Source organism: Pseudomonas synxantha BG33R (assembly GCF_000263715.2).
GTDB lineage: Bacteria > Pseudomonadota > Gammaproteobacteria > Pseudomonadales > Pseudomonadaceae > Aquipseudomonas > Aquipseudomonas synxantha_A.
The window spans coordinates 669,354-685,658 of sequence record NZ_CM001514.1 but is presented as its reverse complement, the minus strand read 5'-3'; the positions used below and the strand labels follow the sequence as shown (position 1 = coordinate 685,658).

Here is a 16,305-nt window from a genome sequence, read left to right as displayed (position 1 = left end):
GGATCGCAGTATAGGCTTCGATCCAGACAGGGGATAATCGCGCCTCGTCAATACACTGGGTTTCTTTCGATGCAATACGCGTATCCGCTGCTGGCCATTTTTATCTGGGCTGGCAACACCGTGGTCAACAAATTGGCCGTGGGCTCTATTTTCCCGGCTGAAATCGGCTTTTACCGCTGGCTGTTCGCAGCACTGCTGTTCACCCCGTTCATGCTCAAGCCGGTCGTTGCCAACTGGGCGCTTATCCGTCCCAACCTGGGCAAGATCTTCATCCTCGGCGTGCTGGGCATGGCGGTGTATCAAAGCCTGGCCTATTACGCCGCCACGCTGACCAGCGCCACCAACATGGGCATCATCCTCTCGCTGATGCCGCTGATGGCGTTGACCGCCGCGATTATCAGCCTGGGGCAACGCCTGACCTTCGGCGCGCTGACCGGCGCGGTACTGTCGTTCGCCGGTGTTGTGGTGGTGGTATCGTCCGGCAGCCTGGGGGCGCTGTTGCAACACGGGGTCAACCTGGGTGACGGCATGATGCTGGTGGCGACGCTGGCTTATGCGGTCTACAGCACCCTGCTGAAAAAATGGCAACTGCGCCTGCCGCCGTTGGTGCTGCTGTATTTGCAGGTGCTGGTCGCGGTGGTGGTGCTGCTGCCGCTGTACCTGTTTTCGGCCAAGGCCGGTTTGGGCTGGACGAATATTCCGCTGGTGCTGTACGCCTGCCTGCTGGCTTCAATGCTGGCGCCGTTGGCGTGGATGCACTCGGTGAAGACCCTGGGGCCAAGCCGTACCACGCTGTTTTTCAACCTGCTGCCGTTGATTACCGCACTGATCGCAGCGGTGGTGCTGAAGGAAGAGTTGGCGCTGTATCACCTGGTGGGTGGCTTGCTGACCCTGGGTGGAGTGATCCTGTCGGAGCGCTGGACCACACCGGTCAGACGTGTTCATGACACATCCTGTTAAATCCGATAAAACTTTTCGCCTGGCCCGGGACTCACAACCTATAGCGATCACGCCGGCAGAGCGTGGCGTACAACCGGATTAGCCCCAGGAGATTGAAATGACTGAAGCACACTTGACTGACATTGCGACCCTGCGCAGCCGCGCCCGCCAGAATGTCGAAAACGGTGCCGTGACCGAAGGCTACGACGCCGACCGTCAGGAAATCATCCGCCTGCTCAACGAGTCGCTGGCCACCGAGCTGGTTTGCGTGTTGCGCTACAAGCGTCACTACTTCATGGCCAACGGCCTGAAAGCCAGCGTCGCCGCCGATGAGTTCCTCGAACATGCCACCCAGGAAGCCGAACACGCCGACAAACTGGCCGAGCGCATCGTGCAACTGGGCGGCGAGCCGGAGTTCAACCCCGACCTGCTGTCGAAGAACTCCCACGCTCAATATGTGGCAGGCAACTCGCTCAAAGAGATGGTCTACGAAGACCTGGTAGCCGAGCGCATCGCGGTGGACAGCTACCGTGAAATCATCCAGTACATCGGTGATAAAGACCCGACTACCCGTCGCATCTTCGAAGACATCCTGGCCCAGGAAGAAGAGCACGCCGATGATATGGCGGATATTCTGCAAGACCTGTAATCAGCGACATAGCAATAACCATGTGGGAGGGGGCAAGCCCCCTCCCACATTTCGTTTGAGCTGTAGGTCAGTTACTTCACAGTCTTAGGCGCCTTGCCTTCCTTCATCTGCTGCAGCAACGGCGCGCATTCATTCGGCTCTCCACCGCTTGGAGCGACCAACGCGAGCAAGCCGGCGGCCGGCCCGGCGATGACGCCCAGGGCAACCATGCCTGCGCCACGTAGCGCCAGCGGAATGGCTTTTACGCCAGCATTGGGCTTGATGAACGGTCCATTGACGTACAGCGGCGAACGCAGCGAGAACAGACGAAAGCCCTTGGACTCCGGCGTAATGGTCAGGTCCAGTTGCTCGGTAGCCATATTGGCCGTGCCGTCGATGTAGATGATGGCGTTCTCGGTATCGAACACAAACAACCGCGTGGTCGCCAGGCCCGTCTTGATGCCGAAGTCCGCCGCTGCGCAGTTGATCTTCACTTCCTCGTCGCCGAACAGGCGCCCCACGACGTAGTTGCCCACGTTGAGCCCTGCGATTTCCATCAGGCTGCGGCTGATGGCGCCATCGTTGATCAGCATCTTCAGGTCGCCGTTGGAGGTTCCCAGCAGTGCCGCCACCGAGTTGCCGCGCCCGGAAATATCGGCATCGCCGTTGAGTTCGCCGAAGCTGGTTTTCATCGGCTCAAAGGTCGGGAACAGTTGTTTGAGCTTGAAGTTGCGTGCCGTCAGCTTGGCGCTGCCTTCCATCGGCGTAATGCGGCCATTCAAGCGAATCTGCGCATCGAGCTTGCCGCCGGCCACGCCGAAACGCAGGGGTTCGAGGCTCAGTTGGCCGTCGTTGAGCACCAGGTGCGTATACAGATCGGTGAAGGGCAAGTCGGCACTGTGCACGATGCGCTTGCCGGTGAATTCCACGTCGGCATCCATCTCGCGCCAGCGTTCGGTGCGGAACTCTTCAACCGGCAGCACTTTGGTCGCCGGTTGTTTGCTTTCACCGCCACGGGCTTTTTGCTCGGCGTTGGAATCTGCGCCAATCAGCGGCGCCAGGTCATCCATCAGCAATTGGTTGGACACCAGCGCGCCGCTGAGCTTGGGCCGTGGCTGGCTGGCGACATAGGCCAGGTCGCCATGGATGTCGCTGTTGCCGATCTTGCCGTTGAAGTTCTCGTAGCGGAATGAGGCGCCGCTGGCTTCATGCAGCTTGGCGATCAAATGGCCGTCGGTGGAATAGGCCGGCGAATCCGGCAATGTCACACCGGTCAACGGGTAGAGGTTGCCCAGGCTGCTGCCCGAGAGTTTGAGGCGCAGGTCAAGGGCACCGAGGTTAAGCGGGTCGGTCAAGGTGCCGGCCAGGGCGATGCTGGTGTCGGCGACTTTCACCTGGGCTTGCAGCGGGAACGGCTTGGCCGCGTCCTGCAAGGCCAGCAGACCGCCGATCTTGCCGGTGCCGGCGAGCTTCTGGCCGTGATATTGGCCTTTGACCTTGAGGCCGAACGCGTAGTCCTGAGGCGCCGAGCCTTTTTCCAGCGCCTTCTTGGCATCGGCGTCCCCGACGATTTCACCAAACGGGATGGGTTTGCCCAAGGGGTCGATGATCACATCCAACTGAGTCTTGAGGGTTTGATCGTCGAGGGTCACATGGCCCTTGTCAAAGCCGATGGCGCCGATATCCACCACCCAGTTGGAGGGCTCGGCGTCGGGGTCCTTGGGATCGAACTTGAACGTCCAGTTGGCGCGGCCGTCGGCCAGGCGCTGCAACTGGGCACTGGGCTCGGTGAGGTCAATGCGCGGGATCACCACGCGCTGCACCAGCAAGGCCAGGGGTGAAATACGCAGCTCGACCTTCTTGAGCGTGACCATCTGCGGTTGTTTCGACCAATCCGGGTTGCCCAGGGTCAGGTCTTCGGCGATCACATGGGGCCACGGCACCCAGGCACGCCAGCCGCCCTCATCGGGCTCGCGCTGCCACACCACCGCGAGGTTGCCGTTGATGGCGAACGGGCGATGCAGTTCTTCGGAGACCTTGGCGTTGAGCGGCGGCTTGATGCGGTTCCAATCGAAGAACACCAGCACAAGTACCGCAATGGCGATTAACAGAACGAAGCTGGCGCAGCTCCAAGCGACGATTTTACGAGTGCGCGTCATTGCACAGGGCTCCTGAATACGACTGGCTGGGCAACAGCCTTTGACACAGCTTATAGAACTACGACTGGCAAAGTGCCGGAGGGTTTAACCCAACGGCGGATTTAGCCGAAAAAAACGATTTTCCTGATCAAGCAGACAGATTTCATCATCGACAGCGCACCATTGTTACCCCGGTTCGTGTCGAAAATACCCACCCCGGTGCAAAACCGCGTGCTTGAGAGGCTCGATCTAGAGCCTTTGCAGGGAACAATCAATTCTGTTGATTATTACCATTGTGTTTATGAACTTTTATATCGACTTATCAAGAGTAGCATTAGCCCTGTACCCACTTTATCGCCCTCCCAAGGAGCAACCATCATGAAACGCCAATTACTCGCTACCGTCCTGTTATCTGTCCTGGCTTCCAGTGCTTTCGCCCTGCCAGCCGCTGAACAGGCCACTCCACAGAACAAAGCTCAAGCCATGCAGACTAGCCAAACCGTGGCGCGCAGCGGTTCGCAAGAAGACGAAAACCGTGACTACGCCAAAGGTGCTGTCGCTGAAAATGGCTACAATCGCCTGCAAGAGAAAGGTCTGGTAGAAGGCGGTGCTGAACAAGCCAACAAACGCGCCTACACCGAAGGCGTTGCTGAAGGTGGTGCCGACCGTCTGCAAGAACTGCATCAAGCACAGAGCTAAGCCCGTGGTGGCCCGGAAAAAAGCCCGATCAGCCGATCGGGCTTTTGCTTTTATATAGACCGCGTCACGCCTCGCCCCCGCCAAGTTCGACGCCGGCAAAGCGCTTTTGCTAGAGTGCGTCGCTGTACTCGCCGACAAAGCCCATCCGCTCATGCTGCCCCGCGCCGAACAGAAGCAACAGACACGCCTTGCCTTGATGGACGCAGCCCGCCATCTGATGGAGTGTGGCCGTGGGTTTGGCAGCCTGAGCCTGCGCGAAGTGGCCAAGACAGCGGGTATAGTGCCAACTGGTTTCTATCGCCATTTTGCCGACATGGACCAGCTTGGGCTGGTATTGGTCAGCGAAGTCGGCCAGACCTTCCGCGCCACGATCCGCCTGGTGCGCCACAACGAATTCGTGATGGGGGGCATTATCGATGCCTCTGTGCGGATCTTTCTCGACGTAGTTTCGGCCAACCGTTCGCAATTCCTGTTTTTGGCCCGCGAACAGTACGGCGGCTGCCTGGCCGTGCGCCAAGCCATCGGCGCCCTGCGCGAGGACATCACCCGCGACCTGGCCGCCGACCTGACGTTGATGCCCAAATTGCAGCATCTGGATGCAGAAGGTTTACATGTGATGGCCGACCTGATCGTCAAAAGCGTGTTTGCCACCCTGCCCGATATCATCGACCCACCGGCCCATGCCCTGCCGGCCCACCTCACGCCCCAGGCGAAAATCACCCAGCAACTGCGCTTTATCTTTATCGGCCTCAAGCACTGGCAAGGGCTGGGCAGTACCGAGTAATCCCTCAGCCAGCCTTGTGAAAACGCTTGGCCGTTGTGTAGTTCTTGCTCCAGTACTTATTGCTCAACGAATCGATACGCACATGCTTGCCGGTACGCGGTGAATGGATGAACTTGCCTTCGCCGATATACAGCCCGACGTGACTCACCTGCCCTCGCCCGTTGCCTTTGAAAAATACGGCATCGCCCGGTTTTAACGCTGTGCGCTTGATGGTTGCAGCGGTTGAACGGTGCATCGCCGCAGTGGTACGCGGCAGCTGAATGTTGGCTTCGGTCTTGAACAGATAAACCAGGAAACTGCTGCAATCAAACCCCTGCTCGGCAGACGTACCGCCCCACTTGTAGGGAGTGCCGAGCAGTTGATGGGCGCGGTCGATCACATCGTCGACCGAAGACGCCGCATGGCTTGAAGCGAAAGTCGGCGGCTGTTGAAGATTGGCCGAGGCTGACGAGATAACACACGACAGGCCGACAATGACTGAACAAATAAATGACTTGAACATGATGAACATCGCGGTGAATTAAACACGGCGCGAATCTTAAAGAACCATCACGTAAGCCCACGAAGGCCGATTCTTGGGTCTTTGTAGGATAAATCCTTAAAAACACAATGGATAATTGGATGAAAGAAGTTTCATGCAGCACCAGGCTACTTTCAGGAAAAACGCCCTTTTCCAGTGCTATAACCGCTCATGCGCACCAAACTTGAACGTTCTGTGCAACCCGTGGATGCCCCATCCACGCGCAATGACCTGCACTGACAGGAAACTCCTACGCCAATAGCGGGTTGGCAAGCCCCTTGCTCTAGCACTGCTATCGCTCATAGCTGGAAGCCTACCGATGCTGGTGATCCACCGCCGAATCGCCCCCCAAGCCCTCTGGGCCGCTGAGTTGCTGCTGAACTTCGAAGCCCGCAGCAAAAGCCGCCTGCGCTGTTTCAGTGCCGACGGTGAAGACGTCGGCCTGTTTTTGGAGCGTGGGCAGCCGCCCTTGCACGATGGCGAGTTCCTACAAGCTGAAGACGGACGTGTCGTACGCGTTTGCGCCCGCCCTGAACAACTGCTGCACGTCACTTGCCGCAACGCCTTTGAACTGACCCGCGCTGCCTATCACCTGGGTAACCGCCATGTGGCCCTGCAAGTCGGCGACGGCTGGCTGCGCCTGCTCGACGACTACGTGCTCAAGGCAATGCTGGAACAGTTGGGCGCCGACACGCAAACCATCGAGGCGCCGTTCCAGCCGGAACATGGCGCCTACGGCGGCGGCCATCATCATTCGCGCCATGGCGACGAAGACTTCAACTACCCGCCCAAGCTGCACCAGTTCGGCGTACGTCTATGAACCCAGCCTGGGCGCTGTTGCGCCTGGCCAGTCCGCAATTGCCGATTGGCGGCTACAGCTATTCCCAGGGCCTGGAAATGGCTGTGGACAACGGCCGCGTACAGGATGCCGCGAGCGCAGGGCGCTGGATCAGCGATCAGTTGCTGCTCAACCTTGCGCGCTTCGAAGCGCCGCTGTTGCTCGCCCATTGCCGCGCTGGCGCTGAACAGGACTGGCCTGGGCTGGCGCAATTGTGCGAAGAACACCGCGCCAGCCGTGAGACCCGCGAGCTGTATCAGGAGAGCCGGCAAATGGGTTATTCCCTGCAGCAACTGCTCAATGGCTTACCGGAACTGGACAGCGCCGCCCGTGAGTTCCTTGCACAACGCGGCGAACCGCACCTGGCTCTTGGCTGGGCCCTGGCCGCCCGCGCCTGGCACATCAGCCCCGACGATGCCCTCGCCGCGTGGCTGTGGAGCTGGCTGGAGAACCAATTGGCCGTGCTGATGAAAACCCTGCCACTGGGCCAGCAAGCCGCGCAACGCCTGACCAGCGAACTGCTGCCCTTGCTACAGCAAGCACAGCAGGACGCCGAGCGCATTGACCCTGCGCGGTTGGGCAGCGCCGCCTTTGGCCTGTCCCTGGCGTGCATGGCTCACGAACGCCAGTACAGCCGCCTGTTTCGTTCCTGAACGTTTTTTATTGTGGAGAAGCACATGAACACACAACCCCTGCGCGTCGGAATCGGCGGCCCGGTGGGCTCCGGCAAGACCGCCCTGACCCTGGCCCTGTGCCTGGCGCTGCGTGATCGCTATAACCTGGCGGTGGTCACCAACGACATCTATACCCGCGAAGACGCCGACTTTCTGGTACGTAATAAGGCGCTGGCGCCGGAGCGCATCATCGGCGTGGAGACCGGCGGCTGCCCGCACACGGCGATTCGCGAAGATGCTTCGATCAACCTTGAGGCCGTGGACCAGCTCAACCGCCGCTTTCCCGGCCTGGACCTGATCCTGGTGGAGTCCGGCGGCGACAACCTGTCGGCCACCTTCAGCCCGGAACTCTCAGACCTGACCATTTACGTGATCGATGTGTCCGCTGGTGACAAGCTGCCACGCAAAGGCGGGCCCGGTATTTGCAAATCCGACTTGCTGGTGATCAACAAGATCGACCTGGCCCCGCTGGTGGGCGCCTCGCTGGAGTTGATGAACAGCGACACCCAGCGGATGCGTAACGGCAAACCCTTTGTGTTCAGCAACCAGAAAACCGGAGTCGGCCTGGACGACATCGTCGCCTTCATCGAACGCCAGGGCTTGCTGACCGCCGCCTGATCAACCCATAAGGAACCTGTCCATGAGCCTCAACAAACTCTTCGCCGCTGCCGCGCTGCTGCTGGCCCCTGCCCTGGCCTTCGCGCACCCTGGCCACGGCGACAATGGCCTGGTGGCCGGCATCAGCCACCCCTTGGGCGGCCTCGATCACTTGCTGGCCATGGTTGCGGTCGGCCTGTGGGCGGCCCAACAGAAAGGCGCCGCGCGCTGGGCACTGCCATGCACCTTCGTCGGCACCATGCTGATCGGCGGGGTGTTGGGTTTTGAAGGGCTGCAATTGCCGGCGCTGGAAAGCGGGATTGCCGCTTCGGTGCTCGCCCTGGGCCTGGCCGTGGCACTGGCGGTGCGGCCGCCACTGTTCATGGCGGTGGGCGCCACGGCATTGTTTGCGTTGTTTCACGGCGTGGCCCATGGCCTTGAACTGCCGGACATGACCAGCCCTTGGGCGTATGCCATTGGGTTTGTGGGTGCGACCGCGGCGTTGCATGCCGCCGGTTATGCAGTGGTGCGCTTTTTGCCAGCTGCCGCAGCGCCGCTGGTGCGAGTGGCCGGGGCGGCTTCGGCAGCGACTGGGGTGTGGTTGTTGGCGGGCTGATCGTCAGCGACTGCAAGGACCTCATCGCAGGCAAGCCAGCTCCCACATTTGAGAGGGTTCACACTTCAAAAATGTGGGAGCGGGCTTGCCCGCGATAGTGCCAGTACAAACACCACCGATCCCAAGCCTGCTACCATGCGCGGCAAACACCCCTGCCGTGACGACGCCAGCCAATGCCCATCGCTTCCTCCTCTTCCCTGACGCCTGTGCTCACGCACTTCCATGACCTGATCGTGCCCCTCTGGCAAGGTCCGGGTTGGAATGCCGACCTGGCATTGCCCTTTGAGGCACTGGACGCCGATCACCAGCCGCTGCCCCCACAACGCTACCGCGCCATGGCGTGCGCCCGGCAGTTGTACCTGTTCGCCAGCCTGATCGGCGAACCCGGCGCGGCTTTCGCCGAAGAACGGGCGGCGGCGCTGTTCCGCTCCCTGCAACGGCACTTCCATGATGCCGAGCACGGCGGCTGGTTCTACAGCATCGACCCGGCCGGCCAACCCCTGGACAAGCGCAAGGACCTCTACACCCACGCGTTCATCATCTTTGCCTGTGCCCATTACTGGGCCAAGGTGCGTGAACCCTTGGTGGAGTCAGTGCTCAACGCCGCACTGGAAGTTGTCGCTCAACGCTTTGCCACGGGCGATGGCTTGTATGAGGCGGTACTTGAGCGCAACTGGGCCTCGCTCAAATCCGGCCCGTTGCAAAACCCGCTGATGCACTTGGCCGAGGGCTTCCTCGCCACCCTTGCGGTACGCGAGGACGCGCAGGTACAAGCGGCACTGCTGGCACTGGCGACGGCCATGCAGCAACGCTTCATCGACCGCGAGCACGGCGTGATGCTGGAGAAACCGCTGGGCGCTGTGGATAACTGGTTTGAGCCAGGGCACCAGTTCGAATGGTTCTTTTTGCTGGAATCGTCCAACGTACTGCGCGGCACGCCGCTGCATGCGTCGCTGACACGAGCGTTTGCCTATGCCGAGCAAAAGGGTGTGGATAAGTTAAGCGGTGCGGTCAGTGGCATGTTGGCACTGGATGGCACGGTGCGCGACGGCACTCAGCGCATCTGGGCCCAGGCGGAATACCTGCGAGCACTGACCTTGCGTCCCGGCAGCGAGACGGTGCTGCAACGTCAATTGCTGGCGCTGCAACAGCGTTTCCTGCATGCAAAGGGCTGGAATGAATGCCTGGATGCCGACGGTAAGGTGAGCCGGCGGGATATGCCTTCTACCACCCCTTATCATTTGGCGACTTGCTATCAGGGTCTGGTCCAGCATCTGGGCTGACCTGCAAGGCCCCATCGCAGGCAAGCCAGCTCCCACACTTTAATGTGGGAGCTGGCTTGCCTGCGATAGCCTCACCTCGGTCTAACAGACGTTATGCAATCCACTTGCGATCCCCGGTAAAACTGATCGTCAACCAACGCGCCGCATCCGGCGTGCCCAACCCTGTGGATATCTCTTCGCGCAACCTGTCGAGGGTCGCGACCTTATCCACTGGGTAATCGGCCGGCAGCACGACATGAATCTCGATAAACCGCGCCCGCCCGTGCTTCTGCACATAGGACACGTAGTCATCGAAACCATGCCTGGCCTGCGCCGCATCCATCACTTCGCGTACTTTATCGTCCAAATGATCCGGCGCGATCCCCAGCACTTCACGCAACGCCGGGCGCAGGATCTTGAACGCTGGCGCCAGCATACTCAGGGCCAACAGGATCAAAATCAGCGGGTCGACGTACACCGCCCATTCGCCATAGCCCTGGGACTTGAGCAGCAGTGCGGCAAGGAAGCTGATCAGCAAGCCCACCGACAGCATTGCGTCCACCAGCCAACTGATGTTGTCGAACTGGATCAGCGACGATTTAAGCGTGCGGTTGCGGTAGCGCACATAAAAGAAGTAGGCGAATTCCACGACGGTAAACACCGCCGCATAAATGATCACCAGCCCCAACTCGATCTCGCGCCCGCCGTTGATGATGCCGAACACACCATTGAGGAACGCGTAGATGGCGATCAGCAGCAGGAAACTGCCTTCGATCAGCAGCACCATCGGTTCCAGGTGCCAATAGCCGAACTGGAAGCGCTCGTTGCTTTTCTTGGCGATCAGCTTGGCCGTGATCAGCATCAGCACCTTGATGGCGGTGGCGATCAGCGAGAAAAAGCCGTCGAATAAAATGGATTGGGCGCCGGATATGACACCCGTGACAATCCCGGCGATCGCCACGGCGAACATCAGGATGGTCGATTGTTTGAGCAGTGCCTGCTCACCTCGGTTACTCACATTTCCTCCTGTCAAAACCTTTACACCGCACAGTGCGGAGGGTTTTCAGGAGCGGAGTGTACCTTATGCCGCATTTTGGCCGATTTGCCGCACTTAAAAGCTATCGGAAAACATTGTGGCGAGGGAGCTTGCTCCCTCGCCACAGAAGCGATCGCCTTAGCCCTTGGCCCCCCGCTCAATCGCAAACCCAGCCCAAGTCTGGCTCACCGGCATCAGCTCCAACCGGTTGATATTCACGTGCGCCGGCGTATTCATCACCCAGAAAATCGTATCGGCAATATCCTGCGGCTGAATCGGCTCGGCACCTGCGTAGGTGGCGTCATAACGCGCCTGGTCACCGCCAAAGCGCACCAGCGAGAATTCGCTCTCGCAAAGGCCTGGCTCGATGTTGGTCACACGCACGCCAGTGCCTTGCAGGTCGCAACGCAGGTTCAACGAGAACTGCTTCACGAACGCCTTGGAACCGCCATACACATGGCTGCCGGGGTACGGGTAGTTACCGGCGATGGAACCCAGGTTGATGATCCCCGCACCCCGGCCATGAGCAATCAGGCGCGGCAGCAGCAGGTTGGTAGTGGTCAGCAGGCCCTTGATATTGGTGTCGACCATGGTTTCCCAGTCGTCGAGGTCGCACTTGGGGGCCGGATCAGTGCCCACGGCCAGGCCAGCGTTGTTGATCAGGCCACGCAGTTTGGCGAACGACGGCGGCAAGTTGGCGATGGCCTCCTCCATGCCTTTGCGATCGCGCACATCCACCACCAGGCCATGCACTTCGGTCTGCTTGGAAAGCTCTTCAACCAGCGCATTCAAGCGCTCGGCACGACGACCGGTGAGCACCAGTTTCCAGCCGGCTTCGGCAAAACGACGGGCACAGGCTTCGCCGAAACCTGAAGTAGCGCCAGTAATGAATAGCGTGTCGGACATGGTGTTCTCCTTGAGTGCATCGGGGAAAAAAGTTGCCAGCAGAATGCCCTTCCGCCGCCGCTGCGGCAACCGCTACGCACGTAACTTCACACGCAACTGTGCGTTTTTTAACCACCCCAAGCAAAGCCTTGTAAACCGTGGCCTGCAGCCATATGCGCGCAGGTTATCCACAACTGCGCCCACAGTCTTTGGGGGCAAGTGCAAATCGCTCGAAGCCGCTGTGTACAAGGCTTGCAGGCGGTTTTAGAAAGTTTTTTGCTTGACCTTGGCTGGGGCGTATGTAGCCCCTGAAAAATTCGGAAAGACGCAACGATGGCTTCAGGCCAGTCATTCCGGCCCCTGCGGGCGTCTTTCCAGAGTTTAATCACAGACTTATCCACAGGCTGGATGGACATATTCCGGTCATATACCTGTGTCTTTAAACAGGTTGACAAAGCCGGTAGAGGGTTGAGAAAAAGCCGCCGATCAAAAAACAACCACAACGCTACAGGCCCCGTATTCAAAGGCTTTCAGCCAAGTACACCCACGTTACCCACAGCCGGTTCCACAGTGGATGGGGACAAGTCAAAACTGTGACAAAACAGGGATTTGCGGCGGCTATATGTCGCGCTTTGGAGGTAGGCTGGATTTGTTTTCCACAATTTGGAGAAAGACCTGATGGACCACGCAATCAGATGTGGGAGGGGGCTTGCTCCCGATAGCGATTTGTCAGTCAGCACTTCTTAAACTGACACACCGCTATCGGGAGCAAGCCCCCTCCCATAGGGTACTGAGTACTCGTTAGTGACCGCCGAGATAGGCGTTGCGCACTTCCTCGTTCACCAGCAGCTCTTTACCGGTGCCCGTCAGGCGAATCTCGCCATTGACCATCACATACGCCCGATCCGACAAGCGCAGCGCATGGTTGGCGTTCTGCTCCACCAGAAAGATGGTCATCCCGGTAGACGCCAGCTCGCGCAGGGTAGAAAAGATCTGCTTCACCACAATCGGCGCCAGTCCCAGGCTTGGCTCGTCGAGCAGCAACAGTTTGGGCCGGCTCATCAGCGCACGAGCGATGGCGAGCATTTGCTGCTCGCCGCCGGACATGGTCATGGCCCGCTGGTTACGCCGCTCTTTAAGCCTGGGGAACAGCTCGAACATGCGTTGCATATCCTCGCTGGCAAACTTGTCGCCAATGGGGATGGTGCCCATCAGCAGGTTTTCCTCGACGGTCATGTCGGGGAACACCCGCCGCCCTTCCGGCGACTGCGCAATGCCGTTGGAGGCGATGTAGTGGGACGACTTGTGGGTAATGTCGACGCCGTTGTACAGAATCTGCCCCGACTCGGCCCGAGGCTGGCCGAAGATCGACATCAACAGCGTGGACTTTCCCGCGCCGTTGGAGCCGATCAGGCTGACGGTTTCGCCTTCGTTGATGTGCAGCGAGACTTTCTTCAACGCCTGGATCGGGCCGTAGAACACGTCCAGGTCCTTCATTTCGAGGATAGGTGCGCTCATACCAACTCCTCTTCGTCCGCGCCCAGGTAGGCGGCAATCACTTTCGGGTCGTTGCGGATCGCGTCGGGGCCGCCTTCGGCGATCACGTTGCCGTGGTCCAGCACCACAATGTGGTCGGAAATACTCATCACCATGCCCATGTCGTGTTCGATCAGCACCACCGTGAGGTCGTGTTCGTCGCGCAGCAGGCGAATCATCGCGCTGAGGGCTTCGGTTTCCTGAGGGTTGAGGCCCGCTGCCGGTTCGTCCAGGCAGATGATCTGCGGCCGCGTGCACATGGCGCGGGCGATTTCCAGGCGGCGCTGCTGGCCGTAGGAGAGCTCGCCAGCCAGGCGGTTGGCGCAGTCCACCAGGTCCACAACCTCCAGCCAGTAGAACGCACAGTCCAGGGCATCACTTTCAGCCTTGCGGTAGCCCTTGGTATTGAGGATGCCCGCGAGCATGTTGCGGTTGACCCACATGTGCTGGGCCACCAGCAGGTTTTCCAGCACCGACATTTCCTTGAACAGGCGAATGTTCTGGAAGGTCCGTGCCAGGCCGGCGCGGTTTACCAGGTGGGTGCCACCGAACATCTTGTAGTACACGCGGCTGAGGAAGCTTTTGGGCGACACGAAGTCGGTGGCCTCAAAGCGCTCACCCAACAACTGGATGACGTTGGTTTGCTTGCCGCGCACGTTGAGTTCGATCTTGCCGCCGCTGGCTTTGTAAAAGCCGGTGAGGCAGTTGAACACCGTAGTCTTGCCGGCGCCGTTGGGACCGATCAGGGCGAAGATCGAGTTGCGTTCGACCTTGAGGCTGACATCGCTCAGGGCCTTGATGCCACCGAAGTGCATCATCAGGTGTTCGACAGATAGCACGACTTCCTTGCTCATGGCGCTACCCCCTTGCGTGGCGTCACACCGGTACGGCTGATCCGAATCAAGCCACGCGGTCGCCAGATCATCATCACCACCATCAGCACGCCAAACAGCAGCACGCGGTACTCGGAGAAACTGCGCAGCAGTTCAGGCGCCACGGTCAGCACGAACGCCGCAATCACCACGCCGACCGTCGAGCCCATGCCGCCCAACACCACGATGGCGAGGATCAACGCCGACTCGAAGAAGGTAAACGACGATGGGTTGACGAAGCCCTGGTAGCTGGCAAAGAACACCCCAGCCAAACCTGCGGTTGAAGCGCCGATGGTGAACGCCGAGAGCTTTACCAGCACGTGGTTCAGGCCCATGGAACGGCAGGCGATTTCATCTTCACGCAAGGCTTCCCAAGCGCGACCGACTGGCATACGCGTGAGGCGATGCTTGATGTACAGCACGGCCAGCACCACCAGAAACAGCACGATGTAGATGAACATGAACTTGATGTTGGGGTTGTAATCGATGCCGAAGAACTCGTGGAACGGGATGCCGCCATCTTTGGCACGCTTGCCGAACTCAAGGCCCAGGAACGTCGGCGAAGGCACCGGCATACCGTTGGGGCCGCCGGTGAACGACAGCCAGTTGTTGAGCACCAGGCGGATGATTTCACCAAAGCCCAGGGTCACGATGGCCAGGTAGTCACCGTGCATTCGCAGCACCGGGAAGCCGAGTATGCACCCCGCCAGTGCCGCCGCGATTGCCGCCAGCGGCAGCACCGTCCAGAACCCCAGGCCGAGGTATTGGTAACCCAGCGCCAAGCCGTAGGCACCGATGGCATAGAACGCCACGTAACCCAGGTCGAGCAGACCGGCCAGGCCCACCACGATGTTCAGGCCCAGACCAAGCAACACGTAGATCAGCCCGAGAATCACCACGGTCAGCAGGTATTTGTTGGCGAAGATCGGAAACACGATGGCGATCACGATCAGCGCCGGGATGATCCAGCGCAGCCGCGACTTGTAGTCCGGTGGCAGCACGTGTACACCCGAGCCGCTGCTTTCGAAGCCCTGCAGGATCTTCACACCCTTGGGGGTTTGCAGGAACAGGCTCAAGGCGAAGCGCCCAGCCATGACGATAGCGACCAACGTGGCAACGCGCAGCGGCTCCAGGTTGAAGCTGTAGCCGTCGAGCACTACGCCGACGATGGGCCCGAACACGATCAGCGAAATCAGCCCGGCGAGGACCGTATCGACCACACTTTTCTTGATATCAATGGATTTGGCAGCAGACATGTTTACACCTTCGCCACGAGTGGGCGACCAAGCAGGCCCTGGGGACGGAAAATCAGAATCACCACCAGCAGGGAGAAACTGAACACGTCTTTGTAGTCAGAGTTGATCAACCCCGAGAACAGCGACTCGGAGATACCGAGGATGATCCCGCCCAGCATCGCCCCAGGCAGGGAGCCGATGCCGCCGAGTACCGCCGCGGTAAACGCCTTGATGCCGATGATGAAACCGGCATAGAAGTCGAAGGTGCCGTAGTTGAGGGTGATAAGCACGCCGGCCAGGGCAGCCATGGCCGCGCCGATGACGAACACGTAGGAGATCACCCGGTCGGTGTTGATGCCCAGGATCGAGGCCATCTTGCGGTCTTGCTGGGTGGCGCGGCACATGCGACCCAGCTTGGTGTACTTGATGATGTAGGTGAGCAACGCCATGCCGGCGAATGCCGCCACGAGGATGAACACTTTGGTGTAGGTCAGTTGCACGAAGCCAGTGCCGATATCGACGCGCCAGGCCCCGGCCAGCAGGGTCGGGATGCCTTGTTGCTTGGCGCCCTGGGCGATCTGTGCGTAGTTCTGCAGGATCAGCGAGATGCCGATGGCGCTGATCAGCGGTGCCAGTCGGGTGGAGTTGCGCAGCGGTTTATAGGCGACCCGTTCAATGACCCAACCGTACACGCCGGTAACGACCACGGTGAAGATCAAGGTGCCGAGAATGAGCAGCGGGAAGGATTCGATGCCGAAGTAAGCCAGCAGTGCCAGACTGATCGCCGCGAGGTAAGCGGAAATCATATAAACCTCGCCGTGGGCGAAGTTGATCATGCCAATGATGCCATAGACCATTGTGTAGCCGATGGCGATCAGGCCATAGACCGACCCGAGGGTCAGGCCGTTGACCAGTTGCTGCAGGAAAATACCATCCATAACGCAATCTCACGCGGTGAGCACCTGCACCCCGGTGGGTGTGCGGCGCTTCTGGAGGAAAAAACAGGTTTGTTGCAATAGAGCAGGCAACCAGGCCCTCTGTGGGAG

17 protein-coding genes are annotated in these 16,305 nt (G+C 59.7%); 9 read left to right on the top strand and 8 right to left on the bottom strand.

What is annotated here, in order from left to right; genetic code table 11:
- The first annotated feature begins 69 nt into the window (after positions 1-69).
- Both PSEBG33_RS23945 and PSEBG33_RS23950 read left to right on the top strand, forming a co-directional pair.
- Positions 70-960 (top strand): DMT family transporter, encoded by an 891-nt coding sequence (locus PSEBG33_RS23945; RefSeq protein WP_005784306.1) that lies wholly within the window; start codon positions 70-72, stop codon positions 958-960.
- Positions 961-1,057: 97 nt separating this feature from the next.
- Complete coding sequence (locus PSEBG33_RS23950) at positions 1,058-1,588, top strand: ferritin-like domain-containing protein (RefSeq protein WP_005784304.1); 531 nt, start codon at positions 1,058-1,060, stop codon at positions 1,586-1,588.
- 71 nt (positions 1,589-1,659) lie between these two features.
- Here PSEBG33_RS23950 and PSEBG33_RS23955 read toward each other — a convergent pair whose 3' ends face one another.
- A complete protein-coding gene (locus tag PSEBG33_RS23955; protein WP_005784303.1) occupies positions 1,660-3,726 on the bottom strand; it encodes an AsmA family protein in 2,067 nt (688 codons plus the stop codon).
- Positions 3,727-4,083: 357 nt separating this feature from the next.
- On the opposite strand from PSEBG33_RS23955, the gene PSEBG33_RS23960 reads away from it, so the two are divergent.
- Complete coding sequence (locus PSEBG33_RS23960) at positions 4,084-4,404, top strand: hypothetical protein (RefSeq protein WP_005784302.1); 321 nt, start codon at positions 4,084-4,086, stop codon at positions 4,402-4,404.
- A gap of 151 nt (positions 4,405-4,555) precedes the next feature.
- Positions 4,556-5,188, top strand: a complete 633-nt coding sequence (locus tag PSEBG33_RS23965) for a TetR family transcriptional regulator (RefSeq protein WP_005784300.1) — start codon at positions 4,556-4,558, stop codon at positions 5,186-5,188.
- Between the two features lie 4 nt (positions 5,189-5,192).
- Here the strand turns inward: PSEBG33_RS23965 and PSEBG33_RS23970 are convergent, their stop codons facing one another.
- Positions 5,193-5,690 (bottom strand): C40 family peptidase, encoded by a 498-nt coding sequence (locus PSEBG33_RS23970; RefSeq protein WP_005784298.1) that lies wholly within the window; start codon positions 5,688-5,690, stop codon positions 5,193-5,195.
- Between the two features lie 337 nt (positions 5,691-6,027).
- Here PSEBG33_RS23970 and ureE point away from each other — a divergent pair, with 337 nt between their 5' ends.
- The 5 genes from ureE (at position 6,028) to PSEBG33_RS23995 (ending at position 9,716) form a co-directional block, all read left to right on the top strand.
- Positions 6,028-6,528 carry an urease accessory protein UreE gene (gene ureE / locus PSEBG33_RS23975; protein ID WP_005784297.1) on the top strand — a complete coding sequence of 167 codons (501 nt, stop codon included), beginning with the start codon at positions 6,028-6,030 and terminating at the stop codon, positions 6,526-6,528.
- A complete protein-coding gene (locus PSEBG33_RS23980; protein ID WP_005784296.1) occupies positions 6,525-7,199 on the top strand; it encodes an urease accessory protein UreF in 675 nt (224 codons plus the stop codon). Before ureE ends, PSEBG33_RS23980 begins: the two co-directional genes overlap by 4 nt.
- Positions 7,200-7,223: 24 nt before the next feature.
- Positions 7,224-7,838: an urease accessory protein UreG gene (gene ureG, locus PSEBG33_RS23985; RefSeq protein WP_005784294.1), complete on the top strand. Its 615-nt coding sequence runs from the start codon at positions 7,224-7,226 to the stop codon at positions 7,836-7,838.
- 22 nt (positions 7,839-7,860) lie between these two features.
- Positions 7,861-8,433: a HupE/UreJ family protein gene (locus PSEBG33_RS23990; RefSeq protein WP_005784293.1), complete on the top strand. Its 573-nt coding sequence runs from the start codon at positions 7,861-7,863 to the stop codon at positions 8,431-8,433.
- Between the two features lie 173 nt (positions 8,434-8,606).
- Positions 8,607-9,716 carry an AGE family epimerase/isomerase gene (locus PSEBG33_RS23995; RefSeq protein ID WP_005784291.1) on the top strand — a complete coding sequence of 370 codons (1,110 nt, stop codon included), beginning with the start codon at positions 8,607-8,609 and terminating at the stop codon, positions 9,714-9,716.
- 91 nt (positions 9,717-9,807) lie between these two features.
- Here the strand turns inward: PSEBG33_RS23995 and PSEBG33_RS24000 are convergent, their stop codons facing one another.
- From PSEBG33_RS24000 to PSEBG33_RS24025, 6 genes are all read right to left on the bottom strand, one after another.
- Positions 9,808-10,713 carry a cation diffusion facilitator family transporter gene (locus PSEBG33_RS24000; protein WP_005784289.1) on the bottom strand — a complete coding sequence of 302 codons (906 nt, stop codon included), beginning with the start codon at positions 10,711-10,713 and terminating at the stop codon, positions 9,808-9,810.
- Between the two features lie 156 nt (positions 10,714-10,869).
- Positions 10,870-11,637 carry an SDR family oxidoreductase gene (locus tag PSEBG33_RS24005; RefSeq protein WP_005784288.1) on the bottom strand — a complete coding sequence of 256 codons (768 nt, stop codon included), beginning with the start codon at positions 11,635-11,637 and terminating at the stop codon, positions 10,870-10,872.
- A 780-nt stretch (positions 11,638-12,417) separates the two neighbouring features.
- Positions 12,418-13,134 carry an ABC transporter ATP-binding protein gene (locus tag PSEBG33_RS24010; RefSeq protein ID WP_005784287.1) on the bottom strand — a complete coding sequence of 239 codons (717 nt, stop codon included), beginning with the start codon at positions 13,132-13,134 and terminating at the stop codon, positions 12,418-12,420.
- Positions 13,131-14,006, bottom strand: a complete 876-nt coding sequence (locus PSEBG33_RS24015) for an ABC transporter ATP-binding protein (RefSeq protein ID WP_005784285.1) — start codon at positions 14,004-14,006, stop codon at positions 13,131-13,133. Before PSEBG33_RS24015 ends, PSEBG33_RS24010 begins: the two co-directional genes overlap by 4 nt.
- On the bottom strand, positions 14,003-15,280 hold the full coding sequence (gene livM / locus PSEBG33_RS24020; protein WP_005784284.1) for a high-affinity branched-chain amino acid ABC transporter permease LivM: 1,278 nt from the start codon (positions 15,278-15,280) through the stop codon (positions 14,003-14,005). The genes PSEBG33_RS24015 and livM overlap by 4 nt, the downstream gene beginning before the upstream one ends.
- 2 nt (positions 15,281-15,282) lie before the next feature.
- On the bottom strand, positions 15,283-16,197 hold the full coding sequence (locus PSEBG33_RS24025; protein ID WP_003188099.1) for an ABC transporter permease subunit: 915 nt from the start codon (positions 16,195-16,197) through the stop codon (positions 15,283-15,285).
- Positions 16,198-16,305 lie beyond the last annotated feature (108 nt).